Here is a 25,147-nt window from a genome sequence, read left to right on the forward strand (position 1 = left end):
CATGCTGTACCTTTCCACGCGCGGCCACGCCGAACGCAAACACTTCTGCGACATCCTGCTTGAAGGCCTGGCGCCCGACGGTGGCCTGTACCTGCCCGAGCGCTACCCCCAGATCGACGACGCTGCCTTGACGCGTCTGCGCAGCGTGCTGCGCGAGCAGGGCTACGCAGAACTCGCGTTCCAGATCCTCTCGCTCTACATCGACGACATCCCGGCCGCCGACCTGCGCGCGCTGTGCCGCAAGACCTATACGGCAGAAGTCTTTGGCACGCCCGAGATCGTGCCGCTGCGCCCGCTCGAACCCGGCCTGTGGCTGGAGGCCCTGTCCAACGGCCCCACGCTGGCCTTCAAGGACATGGCCATGCAACTGCTGGGCAACCTGTTCGAGTACGAACTGGCGCGGCGTGGCGAGACGCTGAACATCCTCGGGGCGACTTCCGGCGACACCGGCAGCGCGGCCGAATACGCCATGCGCGGCAAGCGGGGCGTGCGCGTCTTCATGACCAGCCCGCATGGCCGCATGAGCGCGTTCCAGCAGGCGCAGATGTTCAGCCTGCAGGACGAAAACATCCACAACATCGCCATTGAGGGCGTGTTCGACGACTGCCAGGACATCGTCAAGGCCGTCTCCAACGACCTGGCGTTCAAGCGCCAATACAAGATCGGCACCGTCAACTCCATCAACTGGGCGCGCCTCTTGGCGCAGGTGGTGTACTACTTTGCCGGCTACCTGCAGGCGACCACGTCGAATGACCAGAAGGTCAGCTTCACGGTGCCCAGCGGCAACTTCGGCAACGTCTGCGCCGGCCATGTGGCACGCATGATGGGCCTGCCGATTGACCAACTGGTGGTGGCGACCAACGAAAACGACGTGCTCGACGAGTTCTTCCGCACCGGCGTCTACCGCGTGCGCAGCAGCGCCGACACGCACGAGACGTCCAGCCCCTCCATGGACATCAGCAAGGCCAGCAACTTCGAGCGTTTCGTGTTCGACCTGCTGGGCCGTGACGGCGCGCGCACGCAGGCGCTGTTTGGCGAGGCGCTGGCACGGGAAGGGCGCTTTGATTTGAGCGGCGACCCGCACTTTGCCGAGGCCGCGAGCCGCTATGGCTTTGTCAGCGGCAAGAGCACGCATGCCGACCGCCTGGCCACGATTCAAGACACCTTCAAGCGCTTTGGCACCACCATCGATACCCACACCGCCGACGGCGTCAAGGTGGCGCGCGAGCACCTGGGTGCTGGCGATGCGCCCATGATCGTGCTGGAGACGGCGCTGCCCATCAAGTTTGCCGAAACCATTACCGAAGCGCTGGGCCACCCGCCCGAGCGCCCGGCGCGTTTCGAGGGGATTGAGGCTTTGCCCAAGCGCGTGCAGGTGATGCCTGCCGATGTGCAGCACATCAAGACGTTCATCGCGCAGCACTGTGATTTGTAGTAAAAACAGCCTCTAGCGCTTTATTGATAAGTGCCTATAGCTATTTAATTTATAGCAATCAGGAGTTCGCATGAAGGTTGTCGGCTTTGCCGGTTTTTCGGGCTGCGGCAAGACCACGCTGGTGGAAAAGCTGATTCCAGAATTGCGCATGCAGGGTCAGCGCGTCTCGGTCGTCAAGCACGCGCACCACAGTTTCGACATCGACCACGCCGGCAAGGACACCTGGCGCCACCGGGAAGCCGGCGCGTTCGAAGTGGTGGTGGCGTCCGACCGGCGCCTGGCGCTGATGCGCGAGTTCGAGCAGCCCAGCCAACTTTCGGTGCACCAGTTGCTCGCCGAGCTGTACGACGGCGTTGATTGGGTCTTCGTCGAAGGCTTCAAGGAAAGCGACCTGCCCAAGATTGAAGTCTGGCGTGCCCCGGAGCCCGGCAGTGCGCCGCACCCGGTGCGCTACGCGAACGACGACTTTGTCATCGCCGTCGCCACCGATGCGCCCGACAAGCTCCCCGTGCCGACCGGCTTGCCGGTGTTCGACCTCAACGCCCCGGCCGAGATGGCCGCCTGGCTGCTGCGCCAGGGCGAGCGTTTCGACTACGACTGGGAACTGCACGGAGAGGCCAAACCATGCGCCCACCGATGAAGCCGCTCAAACCTCTGGACGAAGCGCTGGCCGAGCTGCTGGCACACGCAGTGCCGCTGGCCGGCAGCGACACGGTGGCCACCTGGGATGCCGACGGCCGCGTGCTGCAGGCGGGCGCGATCTCGCCGCTGCACGTGCCGCCCCAGGACAACAGCGCCATGGACGGCTACGCCCTGCGCTGCGCCGACGTGCCGCAGGCCGGCGCCGAGCTGCCGGTCTCGCAGCGCATTGCGGCCGGCAGCGCGGGCGCGCCGCTCGCACCCGGTAGCGCAGCGCGCATCTTCACCGGCGCGCCCGTGCCCGCAGGGGCTGACGCCATCGTGATGCAGGAAGACTGCGTGGCGCTGGATGGCGGGGCGGTCCGCGTCAACGCCGTGCCCCGCCCCGGCCAATGGATTCGCTGCGCTGGCGAAGACATCACTCTGGGCAGCGAAGTGCTGGCCGCTGGCACCCGCCTCACCCCGGCAGAGCTCGGCCTTGCCGCCAGCATCGGCCTGGCGCACCTGCTGGTGGCACGCCGCCCGCGCGTGGCGCTGTTTTCCACTGGCGACGAACTGGTCATGCCAGGCGAAGTGGCGCCGCGCAACATGAAACCCGGCGCCATCTACAACAGCAACCGCTTCTTTCTGCGCGCCATGCTGCTGCGCCTGGGCTGCGAGGTGAGCGACTTCGGCATCGTGCCCGACCAGCGGGACGCCACCATCGCCGCGCTGCGCAAGGCGGCCGAGGCGCACGACCTGATTTTGACCAGCGGCGGGGTTTCGGTGGGCGAGGAAGACCACATCAAGCCCGCCGTCGAGGCCCTCGGGCGCCTGGACCTGTGGCAGATTGCCATGAAACCCGGCAAACCCTTCGCCTATGGGCGCATCGGCAACGCGCACTTCATGGGCTTGCCTGGCAACCCGGTGTCGAGCTTTCTGACCTTTGCGGTGCTGGTGCGGCCGTTTTTGCTGCGCTTGCAAGGTGTGGTCGACGTTGCTCCTAAAACAATAGCTGCTCGCGCAGATTTCACCTGCGCAAAGGCCGATAAACGGCGTGAATTCTTGCGGGTGCGCCACAACGATGCCGGTGGTCTGGACCTGTTTGGGAACCAGAGCTCGGGCGTGCTCACCTCGGCCGTCTGGGGCGATGGTGTGGTGGACAACCCGGCCGGCCATACCATTGCGGTGGGCGACACGGTGCGCTTTATTTCCTTCGCGGAGCTGTTGTCATGACCATCACGGTACGCTACTTTGCCTCCATCCGCGAGGCGGCCGGCACCGCCAGCGAATCGCTGGACACGGAGGCTGGCACCATCGCCGAACTGCGCGCGGAGCTGCTGGCGCGCGGTGGTGCGCTGGCCGAGGCATTGGCCCCTGGCCGTGCCGTGCGCATGGCACTCAACCAGCAACTCGTGCATGAGCATGCTGGCCTGGCAGAAGGCGATGAGGTGGCTTTTTTCCCGCCAGTGACGGGCGGGTAGGCGCCTGCGCGAAGCTTTGGGCGGGTGCGCCAGCGGGCCGTTCTGCGTACCACGACAGGGAAGGGAACCTGGGCCCCGCAGCGGTCCAGCCTGCGAGCAGTGGCCCTTCTCGAACCCTCAATTCCCCGCACCGGGACACGACGGATGGGGAGACCCATGGGCTGCGGTCATAGCGGCCATCAATCAGCACTTCTGGGTGGTCTGCCAATTGCAGCGCCAGCGCTCCCGCCACGGCAGGTGGCCCGGAGACGACACAGATCCTGCCGTTCAATTCTGCACGGGCAGGCCCTTCAATGGCGCGCGCCAGTGCAGCGCTGTCAAACGTGCGCCAATGGCCATCCTGCAAGGCCGCCGGTCCGCGCGGAGACGTCAGCCCGTCCACTAGCAGAAGCACGACTTGCAATGCAGCGAACGTGAGGCAGATGGGGCGCATCGAAACGGCTCGCCACGCCACATGCCGGCCTGCGAGCTCCATGGCGGCCGGTACGGCAAAGAGCAGAAAAGGGGTTCCCCAATGCAATTGAAGTTCAGCCCCCGTCAAGAGCCCCATGGCGAACATGAAGACCAGCGGGCCGAACCCATACATCAGCAGAAATACCCGGCTGGCGGCGTCTGGTTCGGAGGCCATCTTGTTCGGCAGGGCCTGGCTGCGAGGTGCTTGGCGTCGTACGTGGAAAACCGTCAGGCCAAGCAGAATCCATGCGGGCAGCGCACGGTTCAGGATCTGGTCGGTCAGCCAATGCGTTGATTCCATCCAGCGGCGCAGCCCCTGCAAGTGAACCCCCAGGGACGAGCTTGTTGCGTACTGGATGGGTGCGAAATCGTGGGCACGCAGCCAGAGTACGTGCGGCGCAAACACCAGCATGGACACCAATGTTGCCAGCAGCAGGCCGCGCCGCTGCGAGAGCACCCGCCAACTGCGCTGGTGCAGCCAGAAAGCAACTATGCAGGCGACCGATACCGCCATCTGGTATTTGGCCAGTGCACCCAGTCCCATGGCCAGGCCCAGTGCCACCCACCAGCGTGTCAGGCCGGTGCGGAAAGCCTGCCAGTAGGTGGCAGCACTGGCCGCCACGAACACCATCAGCACGACGTTGTGGTTGTAGTAGTACAGCCTTCCGTTGTAGAAGGTGATGCACAGCGCTGCCAGCAGTGCAATGGTGGCGTAGCGTTCATCCCGCAGGCGGCACAGCAGCCGCCACATCACAGCCATGCTGGCGAGCGTGCAGGCGGCACCGACGGCGTAGCTGGTGAGGGCATTGATTCCAAACAGCCGGACCGGAATCCAGAGCAGCCAGGTGGGCAGAGGCGGGTGCTTGTAATACCCGCCCTCCAAGGAGTGCACCCACGTGAGCTGCTCGATGTTGTCGGTCGGTGGGGACAGGCTGACGAACGACAGAAGTGCCAGCCAGACGGTCCCAAATACCAGCAGCGTCAGCGCGACGGGTGGCCAGGCGCCAGGGGCTTGCTGCCTGGGGCGTTTGTCTTTCCCGATGGCACATTCATCGACCGCGAGCGGTGTCTGCGATAGCAATAGCGATGGCGATGGCGTGGGGGCGAACATGCTTGGCATGGTGCGGTGGGTCACTTTTGCGCAGTGGTGTGGCCTGGATGCTGGCAGGCATTCCTTAGCCGGAAATTAGGGTGATGTTCTGGCTGCGCATGGCTGCTTTCCGCCCCCGGCCGGCCATCGCAGATGGCTTGTCCCAAGACGGCAGAACTGGGCGGCTGGTTGAAATAACTTGTGCGGCGCATCAAAAAAACATCATGGGATGCCCGCATGCTTGCGTGAGCGACACGCAGTAGGCTTGCGGCCTGGACCGGTTTCGGATGCCGGCGGTGAAGTCCTTGCGGCAGCAGACACCACGGAAGACACCATGCGCCCCCTCGAAATCGTGCTTTTTCCGCCTTCCTGGCTGCTGCAGCGCATGTCCCTGCGGGCGCGGGTTTTTCTGTTGGCTCTGCTGGCCCTGGTGCTGTGTCCCGCTGCGGCTTTATGGGTGGCATGGCCGGGCCTTGTCGACTCGGCATTCGGGGTGCGCGCAGCGCTTGCAGCGGTGGTGTGGGGCCTGTCTGCCTACCTGTATGCGGGTTTTGCCGCCAACTTGCTTGGCTCCGTAGCGGCGCTGGGCCAAGTGGCCCGCAACAACGCGCGCGGCGATTTGTCGCAGACCGTGGTGGTGCCGGGCCGCGATGATCTGGCGCTGGCGGGGCGCCACCTTGAATCGATGAACGAGAACTTCTCGGGCCTGGTGGGAACCATCCGCAACCAGGCCTTGTATGTTTCCCAGGCGGGCGCCGGGCTCACAGAGAGCATGCAGGACCTATCCCAGCGCACCGAGGCCCAGGCCGCCAGCCTGGAGCAGGCCAGCGCCAGCATTGCCGCGCTCAGCGAATCGGTGCAAGGTACGGCGCAGCGCGCCAGCACGGTGGATGCCTTGACGCGCCGCGTGCAGAGCGAAGCCCGCGCCGGCGCCGGCGCCATGGAGGTGGCGGTCATGGCGATTGGCGAGATTGCCGCCGGCTCGCGGCGCATGGGTGAAATTGTCGGCGTGATCGACGGCATCGCCTTCCAGACCAACATCCTGGCACTGAACGCCGCCGTGGAAGCGGCGCGTGCCGGCGATACCGGGCGCGGCTTTGCCGTGGTGGCCAGCGAAGTGCGCACCCTGGCGCAGCGCAGCGCCACCTCGGCGCGCGAGATCCGTGAGCTGATTGCGCGCTCGGGCGGACAGGTCGACGCCGGCGTGGCGCGCATTGACGCGGTGAGGGGCCAACTGGAAACCGTGGTCCATGGCGTGGGCGAAGTGGCAGAAGGCCTGGGTGCCATCAGTGAAGCCAGCGGGACGCAAAGCGCGGCGCTGAGCGAAGTGGCGCAGGCTGTGCGCGAGCTCGACCAGATCACGCAGCGCAACGGCAGCATGGTGGAAGAGGCACTGCACGCGACCATGGGCTTGGCGGAGCGCTCGGCCAACCTGAGCGCCTCGGTGGCGGGCATCCGCTTGCGCCGGGGAACAGCCGACGAGGCCTATGCGCTGGTAGGCCGTGCGGCGCAGCTCGTGGAGCGTGTCGGCCTTGCGCAGGCTGCGGTGCAGTTCCACGACCAAGCAGGGCCTTACCGTGACCGCGACCAGTACATTTTCGTCTTCGACCGCCGGGGCGTGTACCAGGTGTTTGGCTCCACGCCAGCCACCGTGGGCAAGTCCGTGTATGACGTGCGCGGGCTCGATGGTGATTTTGTGTTGCGCGAGTTCTTCGCCGCCGCCGGGCGCGGTGGCGGCTGGGTGGATTACGAGGTAGTCAACCCGGTAACCGGGGTGGTGGACGAAAAAACCTCATACATCCTGCCTTTGGGGAGCGAGCGGGTGATTGGGTGTGGGGTGTTCAAGCTCAAGAGCGGGTTCAGCCTGGAGCACTGAGGCCCATGCAGGGTACTGTGTTCAGCGTGTCTCAGGGCTCTGTCAGCGCCGGACAGGGCCACGCCAGCAATTCGGCCAGGCGGCTGACGATCCAGGTGGCCTCACAAGGCGCCAGGCCGGCCTCGCCGCTGGAAAGCCCGGCATGGATGCGCCGCAGAATTTCTGCCTCCGACGGGGCCTGCACGTGGTACAGCGTTTGTGCGTGCTCCACCAGGTGGTTCGCCAGGTCTTCGCACAGCTCGTAGCGCTGGCGCAGGGTGTCAGCGGTCTCGCGCAACCGGCCGCGCGCATCGGCGTAGAGCGCGATGAAGCTTGGCGGGACGAAGATCTGGTTGTCGTGTTCCTGCATGGCCGTGCGGGGGCGTGCGTGGGGCGTCAGTCGGGCGTGAACAGGCGCTCGAATTTTTCGCAGTCGGCGTCCAGCTCGAAGCTCACCAGTTGCCCCATCTTGCCGTCGCTGGCGCGGCAGGCAGCGAACAGCGTGGCCTTGCCGCCAAAATAAAAATCTTCCAGCACGATGAGCGCGTACGGGTAAGGCACAAACACCTGTACGTCAAACACGTCGCGGTGGCGGTTGCGTGGCGAGGGAAAGAGCTTGTAGCCGGGAATGTCGATTGTCTGGGTGGCCATGGGATACCGTTACAGTGGCGGGCAATGCTACACACCAATTTTGCGGGACGCGATCATGGCCACGCGTGACAAGAATGCCTGGGCACTCAAGGTACTGGCGCTTGTCAAGGCCGGCAACCTGCCCGCTGCCCTGGCGCAGACGCAGGTGGCGCCGTCGGAGGGCGATATCGTGCGTTTCCAGGGACTGCTCGCCGCTTTGCCCGCCACCCCGCCGTTGCGCCAGTTCGCCGAGCAGGTCGAAGAAGCGCGCCAGCTCATGGCTGCGCCGCGCCTGCACCGCTCGCCTTGATGGACCGCCACCCCGCCATGAACCCCATCCACATCACCATCCAGACCGAGGACTTTGATCTGAGTGCCGAGGTCGCCGCGCTGCGCAAGCACGATGGCCGCGTGGGCGCGGTGTGCAGCTTCATTGGCACGGTGCGCGACCGCAACGGCCCGGAGCATGGCGTGGCAGCGATGGAACTGGAGCACTACCCCGGCATGACCGAGCGCTCCATCGAGGCCATGGTGCACGAAGCGTTTGCGCGCTTTGACATTCTGGGTGCGCGCGTCATCCACCGTGTCGGGGTACTGGCGCCGCTGGACCAGATCGTGCTGGTGGTGGTGAGCTCGGCGCACCGGGGCCAGAGTTTTCAGGCCTGCGAATTTTTGATGGACTACCTCAAGACCCAGGCGCCATTCTGGAAGAAGGAAACCACGCCGCAAGGCGCGCGCTGGGTGGATGCGCGGGTCAGCGACGACGCGGCGTTGGCGCGCTGGGGTATTGAGGCCAGCAACGCAGGGCGTTAGGGAGCCGCCCTCAAGCGGCTCGCCGCAACGCCTGCGGCCACGCGTCACCCTTGCTGGGGGCGCACCGACACGGTGTCGCTGTAGACGGAGGTGATGCGGCCGTCGATTTCCACGCGCAAGGCGCCGCGTGCGTCCAAGCCACGTCCTATGCCCGACTGCATGCCGTGTGGGCCGCGCACGCTGAGGGGCTTGCCAGCCAGCCAGTCCATGTGCGCGAAGTCCTTTGCAAAGGGGGCCAGGCCCTCTTGCTCGAAGCGCAGCAGCCCAGTGCGCAGCCCCTCAATGACGCACGCCGCGAGCGCGTTGCGGTCGGGCGGCGTGCCGCCGCACAGCGTGGCCAGGTCGGTGGCGGGCTGGTCGAGCTGGCCGAGCACGGCGGGTGACAGGCGCACATTCAAGCCCACCCCCACGCGCACCACGCTCGGGCCATCGTATTCGCCGCTGACCTCGATCAGGATGCCGGCCAGCTTGCCGTGGTCGGTTACCACGTCGTTGGGCCATTTGAGCTGCAGCCCCGGTACCCCGGCACGGGTCAGCGCCTGCACCACGCATACGCCCATGGCGATCGAGAGCCCCGACAGCACTGCCGGGCCGCCGGCAAAGTGCTTCAGGCACGACAGGGTGATGCCCAGCCCCGGCGGCGAGAGCCAGCCGTGGTTGCGCCGCCCGCGCCCGAGGGTTTGGCGCTCGGCCAGGACCACCGTCAGGTCAGCGGCATCGGGCAGAAGGCGAGCGAGTTCGTCCTGGGTTGAGTCCAGCTCCCAGTGCAGGTGGATGGGAGAACCAGGGGCTGTGCCCAGCTTGGAGGCGATCGATGGGAGGTCCAGCAGCTGCAGGGGCCAGGGCATCCGGTAACCGGCGCGGCTGCGTGCCTCGATGGGCAAGCCCATGGCCCGCAAGGCAGCGATCTGCTTCCAGACGGCTGCCCGTGTCACGCCCAACTGGGTGGCGAGCGCTTCGCCAGACACAGCGTCGCCGGCGGCGAGTTGGCTCAGAAGTGCTCTGGCGGGCGGTTCAGGTGGCATGCGCCGAGTGTGCACCAACGCAAAGGAGCCGACGGTGGGCGAATGAAGTTCGAGGCCTGCGTCCGGCCTGCTGAGCGATCCGCAAGAGGTTATTGGAATTAAAAATCAATAATTACGTAAACTAAAAATTATGATTAATGTTTACAATACGGTGGTGGCATGCAGCGCATGCAGTTCGTGCCGACAGGGTTGCGCAGTGTGTGCTGCCCCTATATCCATCACCATTCAAGAGGAACCGATGTCTCAAGATCTCTCCAGTGCTGTCTCTGCGCCCGTGTCGCGCCATTCCAATGGGGTGCGCCAAGTGGCCCTGATTCTGGGCGGTACGGCGGTGCTGGCCGCTTCGTCCTACGTCAGCATCCCGATGCAGCCGGTGCCGGTGTCGCTACAAACCTTTGCGGTGCTGGTGGTGGGCGCTCTGTACGGCTGGCGCCTGGGCGGCCTGACCGTGCTGGCCTGGCTGCTGGAAGCGGCTCTTGGCATGCCCGTGCTGGCGGGTGGCAAAGGTGGGCTGGCTCCCTTCTTTGGCCCGACGGCAGGCTATTTGCTGGCCTTTCCGCTGGCGGCCATGCTGATGGGCTGGCTCGCCGCGCGTGGCTGGGATGGGGCCCATCCGCTGCGTGCATTTTGGGCCATGCTGCTGTGCACCACCTTGATTTTGCTGATGGGTGGCACGTGGCTGGGCGCGATGATCGGTGCGGCCAAGGGCTGGCAGTTGGGCGTGCTGCCCTTCCTGGTGGGCGATGTCGTCAAGTCGGCCCTGGGCGCTGCCACGCTGGCAGTGTGGCACTCGGCACGCAGCAGGTTGCCGCGCACGTGACGGTAGCACTGCGCGCCCACCATCTGCTGTGCATGCTGACGTACGTCGGCAAAGGCTACAGCGCTGAATTCGTGCACAACTTCGATGGTCTCGCCAGCCGCCTGGCCGTTGGCGAGGAGGTGGCTCTGGTGGAAGGGCCGGATGCCATTTGCGCCCCTCTGTGCGAGAGCGAGGGGGCCTGCGCACATTGCCACGGGGCAGGTGTGCGGGCGCGTGACCAGCGTGCGGCGCAAGCGCTGGCGCCATTGCTGGGGGTGCCAGTGGGCGTGGGCAGCCGCTTGCGGCTGGATGTTGGCTTGTTGGCACGCCTGCGCACGGCGTACGCCAGTGGGGATATTCGTGGTGCGTGTGCGGGCTGCGCGTGGGCCGATTTGTGCGCTCGCATTGCATCAACTGGCTACGAAGGTGTGCGCCTGCGAATGCCGAAGGCGGTTGTGCCGCCGTGATCGGTAAGCCGCGCAGCCGCATCCCGGTGCAGTTGCTGCAAACACCTCGGCAAGCGTTGGCCGATCTGCCCCAGCCCTGCAACAAGGGTACAAAACGCAATGCCCAAGGCCACTTCAATGCCTGGGTGGGCTACAAGCGGCCCCTGGAGGGGGCTTCTGATAAAGAGCGTTCTTCAACGTCTCACTGGCCATCGAAAATATGCGCGTAGGTCTCGCGCAGCGCCTTTTTCTGCACTTTCCCCATCACATTGCGCGGCAATTCCTTGACGAAGAACAGCCGCTTGGGCACCTTGAACCCGGCAATCTGGGCCTTGACGGCTTCGATAAGGTGTTCGGCGTTCAGCTGCGCTCCGGGCTGAGGCACCACCACTGCCACCACGCCTTCGCCGAAGTCGCGGTGCGGGCAGCCGATCACGGCCGATTCGACCACGCCGTCGATCTCGTTGAGGTAACTCTCGACCTCGGCCGGGTAGACGTTGTAGCCGCCGGTGATGATGAGATCCTTGCTGCGGCCGACGATGGTGACGTAGCCGTTGGCGTCCACCTGGCCCACATCGCCCGTGCGGAACCAGCCGTCGCTGGTGAATTCCTTGGCAGTGGCTTCGGGCATGCGCCAATAGCCCGGAAACACGTTCGGGCCGCGCACCTCGATTCCCCCGACTTCGCCCACGGCGCAGGGGTGCTGCTCCTGGTTCATGCAGCGCAGCTCTACGCCGGGTAGTGGGCGACCCACGGTGCCGGCCATGCGCGGTCCATCGGCCTCGTGGTACGGGTTGGACGTGAGCATCGAGGTTTCGCTCATGCCGTAGCGTTCCAGGATGGTGTGGCCGGTGCGTTCCTGCCACTCGCGGAAGGTATCGACGAGCAGCGGCGCCGACCCGCTGATGAACAAGCGCATGTGCGCGCAGCGCTCGGCTGTGAGTGCCGCCTCCTGCAGCAGCCGCACGTAGAGGGTGGGCACGCCCATGAACACGGTGGCCTGTGCAAACCATTCCAGCGCCTGCTGGGGTTTGAACTTGCCCATCCAGAGCATGGTGCTGGCGTTGAGCAGCGCGCAATGCACGGCAACGAACAGACCGTGCACATGGAAGATCGGGAGGGCATGGATGAGCACATCGCCCGGCTCCCAGCCCCACAGCGCGTGCAGCGTCTGCGCGTTGGAGCTGAGGTTGCGGTGTGTGAGCTGTGCGCCCTTGCTGCGGCCCGTGGTGCCGCTGGTGTAGAGAATGGCGGCGACGGTGTTGGCTGGCACGTCGCGGATGGCGTGGTCGGTGCCCTGGCTCTGCGCTGCGTCGATCAGCGTGCCTTGGCCGTCGGCCCCCAGCGTCGCCACATGGGGCACGTTCAGGCGCGCCGCCAGTTCGCCCAGGGCTTGCGCCTTGGCCGGGTCCACCACGAACAGGCGGGGCTCGGCGCTTTCAAGAAAGTAGCTCAGTTCGGCGGCTTGGTAGGCCGTGTTGAGCGGCACATAGACCACGCCCGCGCGCAGGCAGGCGAGGTAAAAAATGAGGGCTGGCACGGATTTTTCCACCTGCACCACCACGCGCTCGCCAGGGGCGACGCCCAGGCTTTCCAGCCAGCAGGCCATACGGGCCGATTGCTGGTCCAGATCGGCAAAGCTGTAGCGCGCGCCGTCGTCGGTCTGGATGGCGGTGCGCTCCAGGTGTTTGCCAAAGGCGTTGCGGAACAGGGCGTAGAGGTTGTGTGAAGGCATGGCTATGGGAAGCAGTTCTGAGGAAATCAAGCGGCGGGTTTGAGCAACCGCTTGACGGTGGAGGAGTGGCTGACCTTTTGCTGCGCAAACTGCTCGTGGCGCGCCTCCAGCTCGGTGACTTCGTAGAGGTAGTTCACCATCAGTCCGAACGATTGCTTGAGGCCTTTGCGAGAGAGGTCGGCGGCGAAATTGATGCGCTCCAGGCGGGCGCCGTTGTCCAGATGAAAGCGCGCGACCGGATCGGCCAGGGGTGCATGCGATGCGTGGACCAGGTAGTGCGCGCACAGGCTGGCAAAGTCGGCCTGCAGGGCTTTGTCCATCTGCTCCAGGCTTTCGGCCGTTGGCGTGCCATGCTGCGCGATCCAGTCTACCGCGCGTGCGCGCGCACCGACCCAGGGGTCCTCAGCGGGCGGTGCTTTCGCCAGCCAATGCGCCAGACCTGGCACCGGCGAGAGGGTGCAGAAGGTTTTGAGCTGGGGCAGTTCGAGGCGCAGTTGGTCCACGACCTTCTTGATCAAAAAATTGCCCAGCGACACGCCGCGCAGCCCTGGCTGGCAGTTGCTGATGGAATAGAACACCGCGGTTCTGGCGTTGGCGGGCAGCGGCGCTTCGGGTTGCGCGGCGATCAGTGGCGCGATGGCCTCCGCCATCTCGCTGACCAGGGCGACCTCCACGAAAATCAAGGGCTCGCCGGCCAATTGGGGGTGGAAGAACGCATAGCACCGGCGGTCGGTCTGCACGCGGCGGCGCAAGTCGTCCCAGCCGGCGATGGCGTGCACTGCCTCGTGCTGAATCAGCTTTTCCAGCAGCGCAGCGCTCGATTGCCAGTCCACGCGTTCGAGCCGCAGGAAGCCGGGGTTGAACCAGGAGCTGAGCAGGTGCAGAAAATCGGCATCCACCGCCGCCAGCTCAGGGTTGCCTTTGCGCAGCGCAAGCAAATCGTTGCGCATGGACAGCAGCATCGCGGTGCCGCCCGGGGCGCGATTGACGCGGCGCAGCAGCTCCTGGCGCGGCGGCTCGACCACCGCCGTCAACGCGGCCAAATGTTCGGCCGTCGGCGCCTTCGCATACTGCGTGGCAGCGTTGAGCACGGCATCGGGGGCCGGAGCAAAGCCGGTGGCAAGCGATGCGAAAAAAGCCTCGCGCCGCGCGGGTGGCAGCGCCCGGTAGCCTTCAATGACTTGCAGGGCCAGGTCGTACACATTGGCCTGACCCCGCTCTGAAAGCAGCCGGCGGCACGCCTCGACCAAGGGCTTGATGGCGTGGTCCGTGCGCGCTTTCTGGGCGAGGCGCAGCAATTGTTCGAGCATAGGTTTTCAGTCCTCCTTACCCCATCAGTGCTGTGGGCAGCCAGGTGGCAATTTCGGGCACCACGCACAGGATCAGGATGGCCACCACCATGCACAGCATGAACGGGAACGCTCCTTTGAGGATGGTGGGCAGGCGCACATCGGGCGTGATGCCGTTGATGACGAAGAGGTTCAGGCCCACCGGCGGCGTGATCAGGCCCAGCTCCATGTTGATGGTGAGCACCACGCCAAACCAGATCGGATCAAACCCTGCCGCGGTGATCACCGGCATGAGGATGGGCGTGGTCATCAGGATGATGGCGGCTGGCGGCAAAAACATGCCGGCGACCAGCAGCAGCAAATTGACGGCAGCAAGGATAAGCCAGCGGTTGGCGTGCATCTCGCTGATCGCCTGCGCCACCGACTGCGTGACCTGCAGCGAGGACATCATGTAGCCGAACAGGATCGAGGTGCCCATGATCAGCATCAGCATGCCCGACTCGCGCAGCCCATCGCGCAGGATGGACCACAGGTCCATGGGCCGCCACACGCGGTAGATCACGATCACCATGGCCAGGCACAGCGCAGCGCCCACGCCAGCGGCCTCCGAGGGCGTGGCGATGCCGCCATACAGCGCGTACACCACGCCAACGATGACGGCCATGAGAGGCAGCAGCCGGGGGACCAGTTCGAACTTCTCCTTCAGGCTGTAGACGCGGTTGGCATCGACCAGCACCGTACCGCGCTTCCAGCTGAGGAACAGCGCCCAGGCCATGAACAGGCCGGTCAGCAGCAACCCGGGCAGGACGCCCGCGAGAAACAGCCGGCCGATCGAGGTTTCCGACGCGATGCCGTAGAGGATCATGGTGATGCTGGGCGGAATCAGGATGCCCAGCGTGCCTCCGGCGGCAATGGCGCCCGTGGCCAGATCGGCGTCGTAGCCGCGCTTGCGCATTTCGGGGATGCCCATCTTGCCAATGGCCGCGCAGGTGGCGGGGGACGACCCCGTCAGCGCCGAGAACAGCGCGCAGGCACCGATGTTCGAGATCACCAGCGAGCCCGGAATGCGGTGCAGCCAGCGCGACAGCGCTTCGTACAGATCGCTGCCGGCGCGCGAACTGGCCACGGCGGCCCCCATGATGATGAACATCGGCAGCGACACCAGCGTGAAGTCGCTCAGGCCGGCAAAAACGGTCTCGGGCACGAAGTTGATGCTGCTCCAGCCATCGAACGCGACCATGAACAGCAGGGCGACTGCGCCCAGGCCGAACGCAATCGGAATGCCCGTGGCGAGCACCAGCACGGTGACGACAAAAATCAGCAGCCCAATGGTGAGTGCGCTCATGAGGTCTCCACGGGGGTCAAAGCACGTCTTCAGGCGAGAGGCCGAAGGGGTGGGCGCGTTGCGTCAGCACCATCCACAGCTCGGCGAGCAACTGCAGGCAGAGCAGGGCAAGGCCGACGGGCACGGAGAGGTACGGTATCCAGACCCGCGCCCGCCAGATCGATGAGGTGGTCTGGCCCGAAACCCAGGTTTCGTACCACCAGGGCACCGCGGCGTAGAGGAAAAAACCGCAAAAAACCAGCGCGATCAGCGTGCCTGCGGTATGCAGCACGCGGCGCATGGGCGTGCCCACCATCAGCGGCAGCACATCCACCGCGACATGGCCCTGCGTGAGCAGGATGTAGGGCGAGCCGATGAAGGTGGCCGCCACGATCAGGTACATCACGAACTCGGTTTGCCACACGGTGGATTGGTGCAGCACGCTGCGCACGAACACCATCTGGCAGACCACGATGACCGAGAGCAGGATCATGCCGGCGGCCGCCACACCGAACAGACGCGAGGCCCCGCCCACTGCGGTGACCCACAGGGGCGTTGGCGCGGCAGAGCCCCTGGAGGCAGACGCTTTACTTGACACTCAGCGCCTTCTCGATCAGCTCTTTGCCGCCGGGCACCTTCTCGGCAAAGTTCTTGTACGAAGTTTTTTGGGCGACAGCGCGCCAGGCGTCGGCGTCGGCCTCGCTCATGGTCACCACCTCGACTTTGTTGGCCTTGAAGGTCTCGACCATCTTGTCGTCCATTTTTTTCGATTCGCCCTCGAAATAGTCCTCCGCTCTTTTCGACGCTGTCGTCAGCGCCTTCTTCTGCGCGTCGTTCAGCTTGTTCCAGCTCTTCATCGAAATGAGCACTGGCTCGTACATGAACCACAGGCCGTTGTCGCCCGGCGCGGTGATGCACTTGACCTGCTCGTACAGGCGGAAGGAAACAAAGCTGCCGGTCGAGGTGTCGGTGGCGGAGATCACGCCCTGCTGCAAGGCGTTGTAGACCTCGCTCGACGGAATTGACACCACCGAGGCACCCGCGCCAGCCCACATCTGCGAGAACGTGGCGCCCGCCGAGCGCACTTTCAGGCCTTTGGCATCGTCGGGCTTGCGAATGCATTGGTCCTTGCTGGCAAAAGCACCGGCCAGCCAGGCGTCGGCCAGCACCTTGACGCCGCCCTGTTCGATGACGGCCTTGATGTCCTTCATGAAATCCGAGTCGTTGATGCGCCGGGCGTGCGCGTGGCTCTTGACCAGGCCTGGCATCAGCGTGGCGCCGAACTGCGGGTGAAAGCCCGAGGCGTAGTCGAGCGGAAAGGACGCCATGTCGATCTGGCCCGTGAGCATGGCTTTCCATTGCTCCTGGGGTTTGACCAGGCTGGAGCCGGGGAAGATCTTGATGACCATGTCCACCTTGGCCGCCGCCACGTCGCGCGCCATCATCTGCACCATTTCGTCGCGCACGTCGCCCTTGCCGCCCGGGAACTGGTGCGACAGCTTGAGAACCGTCTCGGCCTGTGCTCCGCTTGCCAGTACGAGGGCCGCCGCCGCCAGGGCGTGGGTCAAAGGGCGAAAAAAGGGCTTGGTCATGGTGTGTCTCCACTGCCTTGCGGCGGCTTGTTGTATAAAATTTCTATCATGTTATATGTATCAGATTCCCGGCACGCCTAGGAATTACCCCTGCACCGCAGTCTCAAGCCGCACCATGTCCCCCCTTTCTGTCTCCCAGACCCGAAGCCGCGTCCAGCAGGTGCGTGACCAGTTGGAGGACGACATCGTGAATGGGCGCATGCGCCCCGGCGAGCAGCTGCAGATCGAGGAGTTGATGGCGCGTTTCGGCGTCTCGCGCACGCCGGTGCGCGAAGCCTTGCAACAGCTCGAAGCCAGTGGCTTGGTCGCTGTGCAGCCCAAGCGTGGCACGTTCGTGGCGCAGATCGGCATTGCCGAGCTGATCGAGATGTTCGAGGTCATGGCGGAGCTCGAAGCCCTGTGCGCGCGCCTGGCGGCACGGCGTGCGACGGCCGGCGTGCTGCACGAGATTGAAGCCGCGCTGGCGGAATGTGCAACGCAGTGCGAAACCCAGGACATCAACGCGTACTACTACGCCAACGAGCACTTCCACCAGCGCATTTACCAAGCCTGCGGCAACGCTTTCCTGGTGCAGCAGACGCTGGCGCTGAAGAACCGGCTCAAGCCCTACCGCCGCCTGCAGCTGCAGCTGCGCAACCGCATGGGCCAGTCGCTCCAGGAACACCGCGAGATCGTGGCCGCCTTGCAAAGAGGCGACGGCGAGGCCGCGGCCCAGACCGCGCGCCAGCATGTGCTGGTCCAGGGGCAGCGCTTTAACGACTTGTTGTCGCTCGCCAGCACGGCGCTGAAAACCCCCGCGCCTCTGGCCTGGAGCGCGGCGGCGACCGCGCCGGACACCTGACAGCCGCTGCCCTGAAAAAAATAGGGCCTAAATGGGCTCTGGCGAAATGCTGTCAAGCGCTTACAGCTATTGAATTGGTAGTGAGTGCGCGCCCTCCTGGCTTGCACAAAGCATGACGTGGCGCAAGCCCTCGGTGCGTGGACAGCTTGAAATACGTTCGACTCCGCCCCACGTGCCCAGCAATCTGGAGGAACACACCCATGCGTCTCGACAAACTCACCACCAAATTTCAGGAAGCCCTCTCCGATGCGCAATCGCTTGCGCTGGGGCACGACAACGCCTACATCGAACCCGTGCACCTGCTGGTCGCCATGCTGCGCCAGGACGATGGCCCGCGTGCGCTCCTCGAGCGTGCCGGCGCCAATGTGCCCGGCCTGCTGGCGGCGGCCGAGGCTGCCGTCAAGCGCTTGCCCCAGGTGACGGGGCAGGACCAGGTCCAGGGCGGCCCCGAGCTCGGCCGCGTGCTGCAGGCGACCGAGAAGGAGGCCATCAAGCGCGGCGACAACTTCATTGCCAGCGAACTGTTTCTGCTCGCGCTGCTCGATAGCAAGGGCGATGCGGCCCGCATTGCCAAGGAAAACGGCCTGTCGCGCAAAAGCCTGGAGTCGGCGATCGATGCCGTGCGCGGCGGCCAAAAAATGGACAGCGCCGAAGGCGAAGGCCAGCGCGAAGCGCTGAAGAAATACTGCATCGACCTGACCGAGCGCGCTCGCGCCGGCAAGCTCGATCCGGTGATTGGCCGCGACGACGAAATCCGCCGCGCCATCCAGGTGCTGCAGCGGCGCACCAAGAACAACCCGGTGCTCATCGGCGAGCCCGGCGTCGGCAAGACGGCCATCGTCGAGGGCCTGGCGCAGCGCATCGTCGCCGGCGAGGTGCCCGATTCGCTCAAGGGCAAGCGCGTGCTCTCGCTCGACATGGCGGCGCTGTTGGCGGGCGCCAAGTTCCGCGGCGAGTTCGAGGAGCGCCTCAAGGCCGTGCTGAACGAACTTGCCAAGGACGAAGGGCAAACCATCGTCTTCATCGACGAGCTGCACACCATGGTGGGCGCCGGCAAGGCCGAGGGCGCGATGGACGCGGGCAACATGCTCAAGCCCGCCCTGGCGCGCGGCGAGCTGCACTGCGTGGGCGCGACCACGCTGGACGAATACCGCAAGTACATCGAGAAGGACGCCGCCCTGGAACGCCGCTTTCAGAAAATCATCGTCGGCGAGCCCACGGTGGAAGCGACCATTGCCATCCTGCGCGGCCTGCAGGAGCGCTACGAGCTGCACCACGGCGTGGAGATCACCGACCCGGCCATCGTGGCTGCTGCCGAGCTGTCGAACCGCTACATCACCGACCGCTTCCTGCCCGACAAGGCGATTGACCTGATCGACGAAGCGGCGGCCAAGATCAAGATCGAGATCGACTCCAAGCCCGAGGTGATGGACAAGCTCGACCGGCGCCTGATCCAGTTGCAGATCGAGCGCGAAGCCGTGAAGAAGGAGAAGGACGAGGCTTCGCAGAAGCGCTTTGGCCTGATCGAGGAAGAGATCACGTCCTTGCAAAAGGAAATCGCCGATCTGGACGAAATCTGGCAGTCGGAGAAGGCCCAGGCCCAGGGCAGCCAGCAGGTGCGCGAAGAGCTGGAGCACGTCAAGCTGCAAATCGAAGAGCTCAAGCGCAAGGGCGACTTCAACAAGGTGGCCGAGCTGCAATACGGCAGGCTCCCCGAGCTGGAAAAGCAGCTCAAGGAAGCGCAGGACAAGGAATCCGGCGCGGGTGCCCATACGCCCAACCGGCTGCTGCGCACCCAGGTGGGCGCCGAGGAAATCGCCGAAGTGGTGAGCCGCGCCACCGGAATTCCGGTCTCCAAGATGATGCAGGGCGAGCGCGACAAGCTGCTTTTGATGGAAACCAAGCTGCACGAGCGCGTGGTGGGCCAGGACGAGGCGATTGCCGCCGTGGCCAACGCCATCCGCCGCTCCCGCTCGGGCCTCTCGGACCCGAACCGCCCCACGGGCAGTTTTCTGTTCCTCGGCCCCACGGGCGTCGGCAAGACCGAGCTGTGCAAGGCACTGGCAGGCTTCCTGTTCGACAGCGAAGACCATCTGGTTCGCATCGACATGAGCGAATTCATGGAGAAGCACTCGGTGGCCCGCCTGATCGGCGCGCCGCCCGGCTATGTGGGCTACGAAGAAGGCGGCTACCTCACCGAAGCCGTGCGCCGCAAACCGTACGCGGTGCTGCTGCTCGACGAGGTGGAAAAGGCGCACCCGGATGTGTTCAACGTGCTGCTGCAGGTGCTGGACGATGGCCGCCTGACCGATGGCCAGGGCCGCACCGTGGACTTCAAGAACACGGTGATCGTGATGACCAGCAACATCGGCTCGCACCTGATCCAGGCCATGGTGGGGCAGGATTCGGACGACATCAAGGAGGCGGTCTGGGGGGAACTCAAGAACCATTTCCGACCCGAATTCCTCAACCGCATCGACGAGACGGTGGTGTTCCACGCGCTCGACGCAGCGCACATCGAGGCCATCGCGCGCATTCAACTGCAAATTCTGCAGGCGCGGCTGGCGAAGATGGAGCTGGAACTGCAGGTGTCCGAGACGGCCATTGCCGAGCTCGCCAAGGTGGGGTTCGACCCGGTGTTTGGCGCGCGGCCGCTCAAGCGCGCCATCCAGCAGCGCATTGAGAACCCGCTCTCCAAGCTCTTGCTGGAAGGCAAGTTCCTGCCCAAGAGCGTGATTGCCGTCGATGTCGATCCGGTGCTGGCGCCGGGGGTGTTTCATTTCAGCGGGCAGTCGCAAGCGGACGCCGCGCCGAAGTGATATCAAAAGAATAGCTGCTAGCGCTTACTGCATAAGCGCTAGCGGCCATTTTTGCTAATATTTTTATGAAAATTTACCGAAAGCCGTTTTGGACCAAGTGTTGAACCGACTTGCCAGCTGGCTGCTGCGCGCCGTGGTCCTTGTGGCCGGGCTGGTGGTGTTTCTCAGTCTGCTGACCGCCGTGCTGCTGTTGGCCGCTTTGTGGGGCCTGCGCGCGCTGTGGGCGCGCATCACGGGTCGGCCCGTGGTTCCCTGGGTGATGGGCGTCGACCCGCGCACCGCCTGGCGGGCCGCCGCGAGCCGCGGTGCCTGGCGCCGGCAGGGCCAGGCAACGGCCGAACCCGAACAGCCGCCGACACCGCCGCAAACGGGCGCCGCCGGCCCCTTGATGCGCCCGCTGCCCGGCACCGACGAGGTGACCGATGTGAGGCCGCGCCCGCCGCGCGCGCCCAAAGACGATTGAGGCGTTTCCCCTAAGCCGTGGCGAAGCCCCGCCACTATGATGCAACGATGACCTCCACCGACCTGCGCGCCCTGTTCGACACCCAGTACCAAGCCAGCCGCGAGCACGTGGCCGTGCCCCTGGTGGTACGCCGCGAGCGCCTGCTGCGCATGCGCAAACTCCTGGACGAGCACAGCGGCACGCTGGCGGCGGCGGTCGAGGCCGATTTCGGCGTGCGCTCGCAGCGCCTGACCGAAGTGGCCGACATGTTCGTGCTGCACACGCTCATTTCACACACGCTCAAGCACCTGGCGCGCTGGAGCCGGCCGCAGAAGGTGCGCACGCCGCTGTACCTGCTGCCGGCGAGCGCGCGCATCGAGCGCCAGCCGCTCGGCGTGGTGGGCGTCATCTCGCCCTGGAACTACCCCATTCAACTGGCCCTGGCGCCGGCGATCACGGCACTGGCCGCCGGCAACCGGGTGATGATCAAGCCCAGCGAACTCACGCCCCATACTTCGGCACAGTTGGCGCGCCTGCTGGCCCAGTTCTTCACGCCCGATGAGGTCTGTGTGGTGCAGGGCGATGCGGCCGTGGCCAGCGCCTTTGCCGCGCTGCCGTTTGACCACCTGGTGTTCACCGGCTCCACGGCCGTGGGCCGCAAGGTGGCGCAGGCGGCCGCCGCCAATTTGACCCCCACCACGCTCGAACTCGGCGGCAAGTCGCCCTGCATCATCGATGCGGACTGCCGGCTCGAAGACGCCGCGCTCAAGATCGCCCACGGCAAGCTGCTGAACGCCGGCCAGACCTGCATAGCGCCCGACTATGTGCTCGTGCCGCGCGGCAGCGAGAGCGCGTTTGCCGACGCCTACAAGGCCGCGGTGGCCAAGCTGTTCCCGACGATTGCCGGCAACAAGGACTACGCCTCGATCATCAGCCCGCGCCACCTGGCCCGTCTGCGCACCATGCTGCAGCAGGCACAGACGCAGGGCGCGCAGGTGCTGTCCATGGACCCGGCGCCGGGCCAATCGGTGGCGCCCGCCTCGGCCGTGCTCGACGGCGCCACCAGCCGCCAGATGGCGCCTGTGCTGGTGCTGGGCGCCACCTCGGCCATGCAGCTGATGCAGGAAGAGATCTTCGGCCCCATCCTGCCCGTCATCTCGTACGACCGGCTCGACGACGCCGTCGCCCACATCAACGCCGGCCCGCGCCCATTGGCGCTCTACTGGTTTGGCAACAGCGACAGCGTGCGCGACGGCGTGCTGGCGCGCACCGTGAGCGGCGGCGTCACCGTGAACGACACGCTGATGCACATTGCCCACGACAACCTGCCGTTTGGCGGCGTGGGCGACAGCGGCTGGGGCGCCTACCACGGTGAGCAGGGTTTCCTGCGCTTTTGCCACCAGAAGTCGGTGCTGATCCAGTCGCGCTGGTCGCTCGGCTCGGTGTTCTACCCACCGTATGGCGCGCGGCTTGACAGCACGCTCAAGTTGTTGCGCCGCATCATCTAGAGGAACAGCGGGCGTGTGACCCTGGCGCGCGCAGGCCCACGCTGGGGAGGGAAAACCCGTTTGCGGCGACAATGCCGCTCCTTTTTCAATTTCCGTTGTCCGTTTCGGTTGGTTTTTTCATGTCCAGTATTCAGGTTCGTCCCGCCACGCTTCGCGATGCCAAAGCCATCGCGCAAATCCATACCATCGCCGCGCAACAGGCCTACCAGGGCATCGTTCCCGACGAGCAGCTCAAGTCCCTCTCGGTGGAAAAGCGCCAAGCCTATTGGCGCGAAGCCATTGAGTACTGCGAGCCGCAGGTGCAGGTGGCGGTCGAAGACGAAAAGGTGATCGGCTTTGTCGGCTACGACCGTTCGCGTGACGAAAAATCGCGGCCGACCACCGGCGAAATCTGGGCCATCTATGCCGCTCCCTCGCACTGGGACAAGGGCGTGGGCCTGGCACTGTGGGACGCCGCCCGCGACGGCCTGCAGGAAGAGGGCTGCACCAACGTCACCGCCTGGGTACCGCTGCGCAACGAGCGCGCCATCCGCTTTCACGAACTCGCCGGCTTCAAGCGCGAAATGTCCACCGCCAAGACGGCGGTGGTCGGCAGCGTGAAGATCGAGGAAGTGCGGCTCAAGCGCGCCATTGCCGGCTGATCTCCGGCTGATTGCCGGTTGATTGCCGGCCGATTTCCTTCTGTTCACCGAGATCTTGTTTTTAATGACCCCTGCTTCTGCCAGCGACGCCGCCCCCACCATTGCGTGGACCACTTCCAAGGGAGTGGCTGCCAGTGCCTCCTGGCACAGTGAGGCCGGGGTGAGCGCGCCGCGCCGCGTGGAACTTGCGGACGACACCCTGAGTGCCGACAGCGCCTACCGCCTGGCGTGCGCCGGCACGGGGATGCTGTGGCGGGGCGACTTCCAAAACGCCCGCCAACTGCTGCAGGCGCTGGCACGCCGCGCGGACAACAAGCCGGCCAAAGCGGCGGCCCGTGCGGCAGCGAAGGCGGCGGCCGCCAGCCCGCAAGAGCGTTTCAACCTGCACCGCCAGGCGCAGTCGCAGCGCGCGCGCACCCTGGGCACGCTGCTGATCGCCCTGGAGCCCGACTATTCGATCGCCCTGCGCCGCGCACCCGACTGGCGTGCTGCCATTGCCGAGGCCTGGGGCCCGGCCACCGGTGAGCCCACCGTCACCTCGCTGCGCGAGCTGCTGGGCGTCGTGGGCGCACACGAATGGCGCAAAACGGGCGTCGAGATCCCCGTGCTGGGCGAGGCGCCGGGCAACCGCATTCACCCGCACTACGGCGTGTTTTCGCCGATTCGGGGCGAATACCTGGACCTGGTGGCCCAGCAGCCCTTGCCTGACGATACGTCGCTGGCCTTTGACATTGGCACCGGCACCGGGGTGCTGGCCGCCTTGCTGGTGCGCCGGGGCGTCAAGCGGGTCGTGGCCACCGAAAACGCGCCACGCGCGCTCGCCTGCGCACAAGACAACCTGCAGCGCCTGGGCCTGACCAAGCAGGTGGAGTTGCACAGCACCGATCTGTTCCCACCCGGCCGCGCGCCGCTGATCGTCTGCAACCCGCCCTGGCTGCCCGCGCGCCCTGCGTCGCCGCTGGAACACGCCATCTACGACGAAGGCAGCCAGATGCTGCGCGGTTTTCTGACGGGCTTGGCGGACCACCTCACGCCGGGCGGCGAAGCCTGGCTGCTGCTGTCGGACCTGGCGGAGCACCTGGGCCTGCGCTCGCGCGAGGCGTTGCTGGGCTGGGTCGCCGCCGCCGGTCTGCAAGCGCTGGGCCGCAGCGATGTGCGCCCGCACCACGCCAAGGCGCAGGACGCGAGCGACGCCCTGTATGCGGCGCGCTCGGCCGAGGTGACTTCGCTCTGGCGGCTGGCGGTCGTCGAATGAAGAACTCCTGAATTTGTAGCTGCCAGCGCTTACTGGATAAGCGCTAGAGGCCAATTTGGCACTAAATTTCGTGTCTGCCGCAACCCCGCCTTTGCTGCTGCTGGCCCCGATGGAGGGGCTGCTCGATTTTGTGCTGCGCGACATTCTGACCCGCGTGGGCGGCGTGGACCGCTGCGTCTCCGAGTTCATTCGCGTCACCGGCACGCTGCTGCCCGACAAAGTCTTTTATCGCTACCTGCCGGAACTGCACCACGGCGGCCGCACGCTGGCGGGAACGCCGGTGCGCGCGCAGTTGTTGGGCTCCGACCCGGTGAGCATGGCGGACAACGCCGCCGCCCTGGCGGCGCTGGGCCCCGAGGGCATCGACCTCAATTTCGGCTGCCCGGCCCGGGTGGTCAACCGCCACGGCGGCGGCGCCTCGCTGCTGCGCGAACCCGAGCGCATTGCCGAGGTGGTGGCGGCGGTGCGCCGCGCCGTGCCGGCGGCCATGCCGGTCTCTTGCAAGATGCGTCTGGGCTACGACGATGCGGCGCTCTCCGTGGCCTGTGCGCAAGCCATGGCGGACGCTGGCGCCTGCGAGATCGTCGTGCACGCGCGCACCAAGCAGGACGGCTACCGCCCGCCCGCGTACTGGGAGCGGATTCCCGCCATCCGCGCGGCGGTGCGCGTGCCGGTGGTGGCCAATGGTGAAATCTGGACGGTGGCGGATGCCGTTCGCTGCCGCGATGCCTCGGGCTGCGAGGCGCTGATGCTGGGGCGGGGCATGGTGGCCGATCCGGGCCTGGCGCTGGCACTGCGCGCGCATGAAAGCGGTGCAGCCCCCGCCTCTCTGCCCTGGAGCGCGCTGGTGCCGCATCTGCTCGAATTCTGGGAGCTGGTCTGCGCCCAGCTCGAACCGCGCCAGCGCGCCGGGCGGCTCAAGCAGTGGCTCAATTTGCTGCGCCGGCGCTACCCCGAGGCCCAGCAGGCCTACGACACGGTGCGCGTGCTCACCGAACAAACCGCTGTGGGCGCGGCGCTGGCGCACATGGCCGACGTGGCGCGCAAGTGAGG

General features: G+C 65.8%; 25 protein-coding genes. 16 read left to right on the forward strand and 9 right to left on the reverse strand.

Annotated elements, in window-relative coordinates; translation table 11 throughout:
- Position 1: 1 nt before the first annotated feature.
- From thrC to moaD, 4 genes are all read left to right on the forward strand, one after another.
- Positions 2-1,435: a threonine synthase gene (thrC, locus tag AC07ZH_RS16035; protein ID WP_495200518.1), complete on the forward strand. Its 1,434-nt coding sequence runs from the start codon at positions 2-4 to the stop codon at positions 1,433-1,435.
- A 70-nt stretch (positions 1,436-1,505) separates the two neighbouring features.
- Complete coding sequence (gene mobB / locus AC07ZH_RS16040) at positions 1,506-2,075, forward strand: molybdopterin-guanine dinucleotide biosynthesis protein B (RefSeq protein ID WP_495200519.1); 570 nt, start codon at positions 1,506-1,508, stop codon at positions 2,073-2,075.
- On the forward strand, positions 2,060-3,289 hold the full coding sequence (locus AC07ZH_RS16045) for a molybdopterin molybdotransferase MoeA (RefSeq protein WP_495200520.1): 1,230 nt from the start codon (positions 2,060-2,062) through the stop codon (positions 3,287-3,289). Before mobB ends, AC07ZH_RS16045 begins: the two co-directional genes overlap by 16 nt.
- Positions 3,286-3,537 (forward strand): molybdopterin converting factor subunit 1, encoded by a 252-nt coding sequence (gene moaD / locus AC07ZH_RS16050; protein WP_119108794.1) that lies wholly within the window; start codon positions 3,286-3,288, stop codon positions 3,535-3,537. The genes AC07ZH_RS16045 and moaD overlap by 4 nt, the downstream gene beginning before the upstream one ends.
- Here the strand turns inward: moaD and AC07ZH_RS16055 are convergent.
- Positions 3,455-5,110, reverse strand: coding sequence for an ArnT family glycosyltransferase (locus AC07ZH_RS16055; protein WP_495200521.1), 1,656 nt, complete (start codon positions 5,108-5,110; stop codon positions 3,455-3,457). The two genes, moaD and AC07ZH_RS16055, sit on opposite strands and share 83 nt — an antisense overlap.
- 304 nt (positions 5,111-5,414) lie before the next feature.
- Between AC07ZH_RS16055 and AC07ZH_RS16060 the strand changes: the two genes are divergently transcribed.
- Positions 5,415-6,956: a methyl-accepting chemotaxis protein gene (locus tag AC07ZH_RS16060; protein ID WP_495200522.1), complete on the forward strand. Its 1,542-nt coding sequence runs from the start codon at positions 5,415-5,417 to the stop codon at positions 6,954-6,956.
- 31 nt (positions 6,957-6,987) lie between these two features.
- Here AC07ZH_RS16060 and AC07ZH_RS16065 read toward each other — a convergent pair whose 3' ends face one another.
- Together AC07ZH_RS16065 and AC07ZH_RS16070 are read right to left on the reverse strand one after the other, a co-directional pair.
- Positions 6,988-7,305 carry a hypothetical protein gene (locus AC07ZH_RS16065; RefSeq protein WP_119108791.1) on the reverse strand — a complete coding sequence of 106 codons (318 nt, stop codon included), beginning with the start codon at positions 7,303-7,305 and terminating at the stop codon, positions 6,988-6,990.
- 26 nt (positions 7,306-7,331) lie between these two features.
- Positions 7,332-7,586, reverse strand: coding sequence for a hypothetical protein (locus AC07ZH_RS16070; RefSeq protein WP_495200523.1), 255 nt, complete (start codon positions 7,584-7,586; stop codon positions 7,332-7,334).
- Between the two features lie 55 nt (positions 7,587-7,641).
- On the opposite strand from AC07ZH_RS16070, the gene AC07ZH_RS16075 reads away from it, so the two are divergent.
- Both AC07ZH_RS16075 and AC07ZH_RS16080 read left to right on the forward strand, forming a co-directional pair.
- Positions 7,642-7,875, forward strand: a complete 234-nt coding sequence (locus tag AC07ZH_RS16075; protein ID WP_119108789.1) for a hypothetical protein — start codon at positions 7,642-7,644, stop codon at positions 7,873-7,875.
- Positions 7,875-8,378 carry a molybdenum cofactor biosynthesis protein MoaE gene (locus tag AC07ZH_RS16080; RefSeq protein ID WP_495200524.1) on the forward strand — a complete coding sequence of 168 codons (504 nt, stop codon included), beginning with the start codon at positions 7,875-7,877 and terminating at the stop codon, positions 8,376-8,378. The genes AC07ZH_RS16075 and AC07ZH_RS16080 overlap by 1 nt, the downstream gene beginning before the upstream one ends.
- A gap of 44 nt (positions 8,379-8,422) precedes the next feature.
- Here the strand turns inward: AC07ZH_RS16080 and AC07ZH_RS16085 are convergent, their stop codons facing one another.
- Positions 8,423-9,403: a biotin--[acetyl-CoA-carboxylase] ligase gene (locus tag AC07ZH_RS16085; RefSeq protein ID WP_495200525.1), complete on the reverse strand. Its 981-nt coding sequence runs from the start codon at positions 9,401-9,403 to the stop codon at positions 8,423-8,425.
- 238 nt (positions 9,404-9,641) lie between these two features.
- Here AC07ZH_RS16085 and AC07ZH_RS16090 point away from each other — a divergent pair, with 238 nt between their 5' ends.
- Positions 9,642-10,223 (forward strand): biotin transporter BioY, encoded by a 582-nt coding sequence (locus AC07ZH_RS16090; protein ID WP_119108787.1) that lies wholly within the window; start codon positions 9,642-9,644, stop codon positions 10,221-10,223.
- Complete coding sequence (locus AC07ZH_RS16095) at positions 10,187-10,669, forward strand: DUF1284 domain-containing protein (protein ID WP_495200526.1); 483 nt, start codon at positions 10,187-10,189, stop codon at positions 10,667-10,669. The genes AC07ZH_RS16090 and AC07ZH_RS16095 overlap by 37 nt, the downstream gene beginning before the upstream one ends.
- Positions 10,670-10,850: 181 nt before the next feature.
- Here AC07ZH_RS16095 and AC07ZH_RS16100 read toward each other — a convergent pair whose 3' ends face one another.
- The 5 genes from AC07ZH_RS16100 to dctP are packed head-to-tail and all read right to left on the reverse strand — an operon-like array spanning position 10,851 to position 16,588.
- Entirely contained in the window at positions 10,851-12,383 is a 1,533-nt protein-coding gene (locus tag AC07ZH_RS16100; protein WP_495200527.1) for a malonate--CoA ligase, read from the reverse strand.
- A gap of 26 nt (positions 12,384-12,409) precedes the next feature.
- The gene (locus tag AC07ZH_RS16105) at positions 12,410-13,693 is read right to left on the reverse strand and encodes a malonyl-CoA decarboxylase (protein ID WP_495200528.1); all 1,284 of its coding nucleotides are present in this window, start codon (positions 13,691-13,693) and stop codon (positions 12,410-12,412) included.
- Positions 13,694-13,709: 16 nt separating this feature from the next.
- Entirely contained in the window at positions 13,710-15,017 is a 1,308-nt protein-coding gene (locus AC07ZH_RS16110; RefSeq protein WP_495200529.1) for a TRAP transporter large permease, read from the reverse strand.
- A gap of 16 nt (positions 15,018-15,033) precedes the next feature.
- The gene (locus AC07ZH_RS16115) at positions 15,034-15,594 is read right to left on the reverse strand and encodes a TRAP transporter small permease subunit (RefSeq protein ID WP_495200530.1); all 561 of its coding nucleotides are present in this window, start codon (positions 15,592-15,594) and stop codon (positions 15,034-15,036) included.
- Positions 15,584-16,588: a TRAP transporter substrate-binding protein DctP gene (gene dctP, locus AC07ZH_RS16120; RefSeq protein WP_495200531.1), complete on the reverse strand. Its 1,005-nt coding sequence runs from the start codon at positions 16,586-16,588 to the stop codon at positions 15,584-15,586. The genes AC07ZH_RS16115 and dctP overlap by 11 nt, the downstream gene beginning before the upstream one ends.
- A gap of 115 nt (positions 16,589-16,703) precedes the next feature.
- Here dctP and AC07ZH_RS16125 point away from each other — a divergent pair, with 115 nt between their 5' ends.
- The 7 genes from AC07ZH_RS16125 to AC07ZH_RS16155 all read left to right on the forward strand — a co-directional run bounded on the left by AC07ZH_RS16125 (position 16,704) and on the right by AC07ZH_RS16155 (position 25,145).
- Positions 16,704-17,429: a GntR family transcriptional regulator gene (locus tag AC07ZH_RS16125; RefSeq protein ID WP_495200532.1), complete on the forward strand. Its 726-nt coding sequence runs from the start codon at positions 16,704-16,706 to the stop codon at positions 17,427-17,429.
- Between the two features lie 200 nt (positions 17,430-17,629).
- Entirely contained in the window at positions 17,630-20,248 is a 2,619-nt protein-coding gene (gene clpB / locus AC07ZH_RS16130) for an ATP-dependent chaperone ClpB (RefSeq protein ID WP_495200533.1), read from the forward strand.
- Positions 20,249-20,348: 100 nt separating this feature from the next.
- Complete coding sequence (locus AC07ZH_RS16135; protein WP_495200534.1) at positions 20,349-20,711, forward strand: hypothetical protein; 363 nt, start codon at positions 20,349-20,351, stop codon at positions 20,709-20,711.
- Positions 20,712-20,758: 47 nt separating this feature from the next.
- Entirely contained in the window at positions 20,759-22,198 is a 1,440-nt protein-coding gene (locus AC07ZH_RS16140; protein ID WP_495200535.1) for a coniferyl aldehyde dehydrogenase, read from the forward strand.
- Between the two features lie 119 nt (positions 22,199-22,317).
- Positions 22,318-22,839, forward strand: a complete 522-nt coding sequence (locus tag AC07ZH_RS16145) for a GNAT family N-acetyltransferase (protein ID WP_119109439.1) — start codon at positions 22,318-22,320, stop codon at positions 22,837-22,839.
- Between the two features lie 64 nt (positions 22,840-22,903).
- Positions 22,904-24,094, forward strand: coding sequence for a methyltransferase (locus tag AC07ZH_RS16150; RefSeq protein WP_495200536.1), 1,191 nt, complete (start codon positions 22,904-22,906; stop codon positions 24,092-24,094).
- A 109-nt stretch (positions 24,095-24,203) separates the two neighbouring features.
- Complete coding sequence (locus tag AC07ZH_RS16155) at positions 24,204-25,145, forward strand: tRNA dihydrouridine synthase (protein ID WP_495200554.1); 942 nt, start codon at positions 24,204-24,206, stop codon at positions 25,143-25,145.
- The last annotated feature ends 2 nt before the right edge of the window (positions 25,146-25,147 follow it).

The sequence above is a fragment of the Simplicispira sp. GW247-4R2A genome (assembly GCF_059424465.1).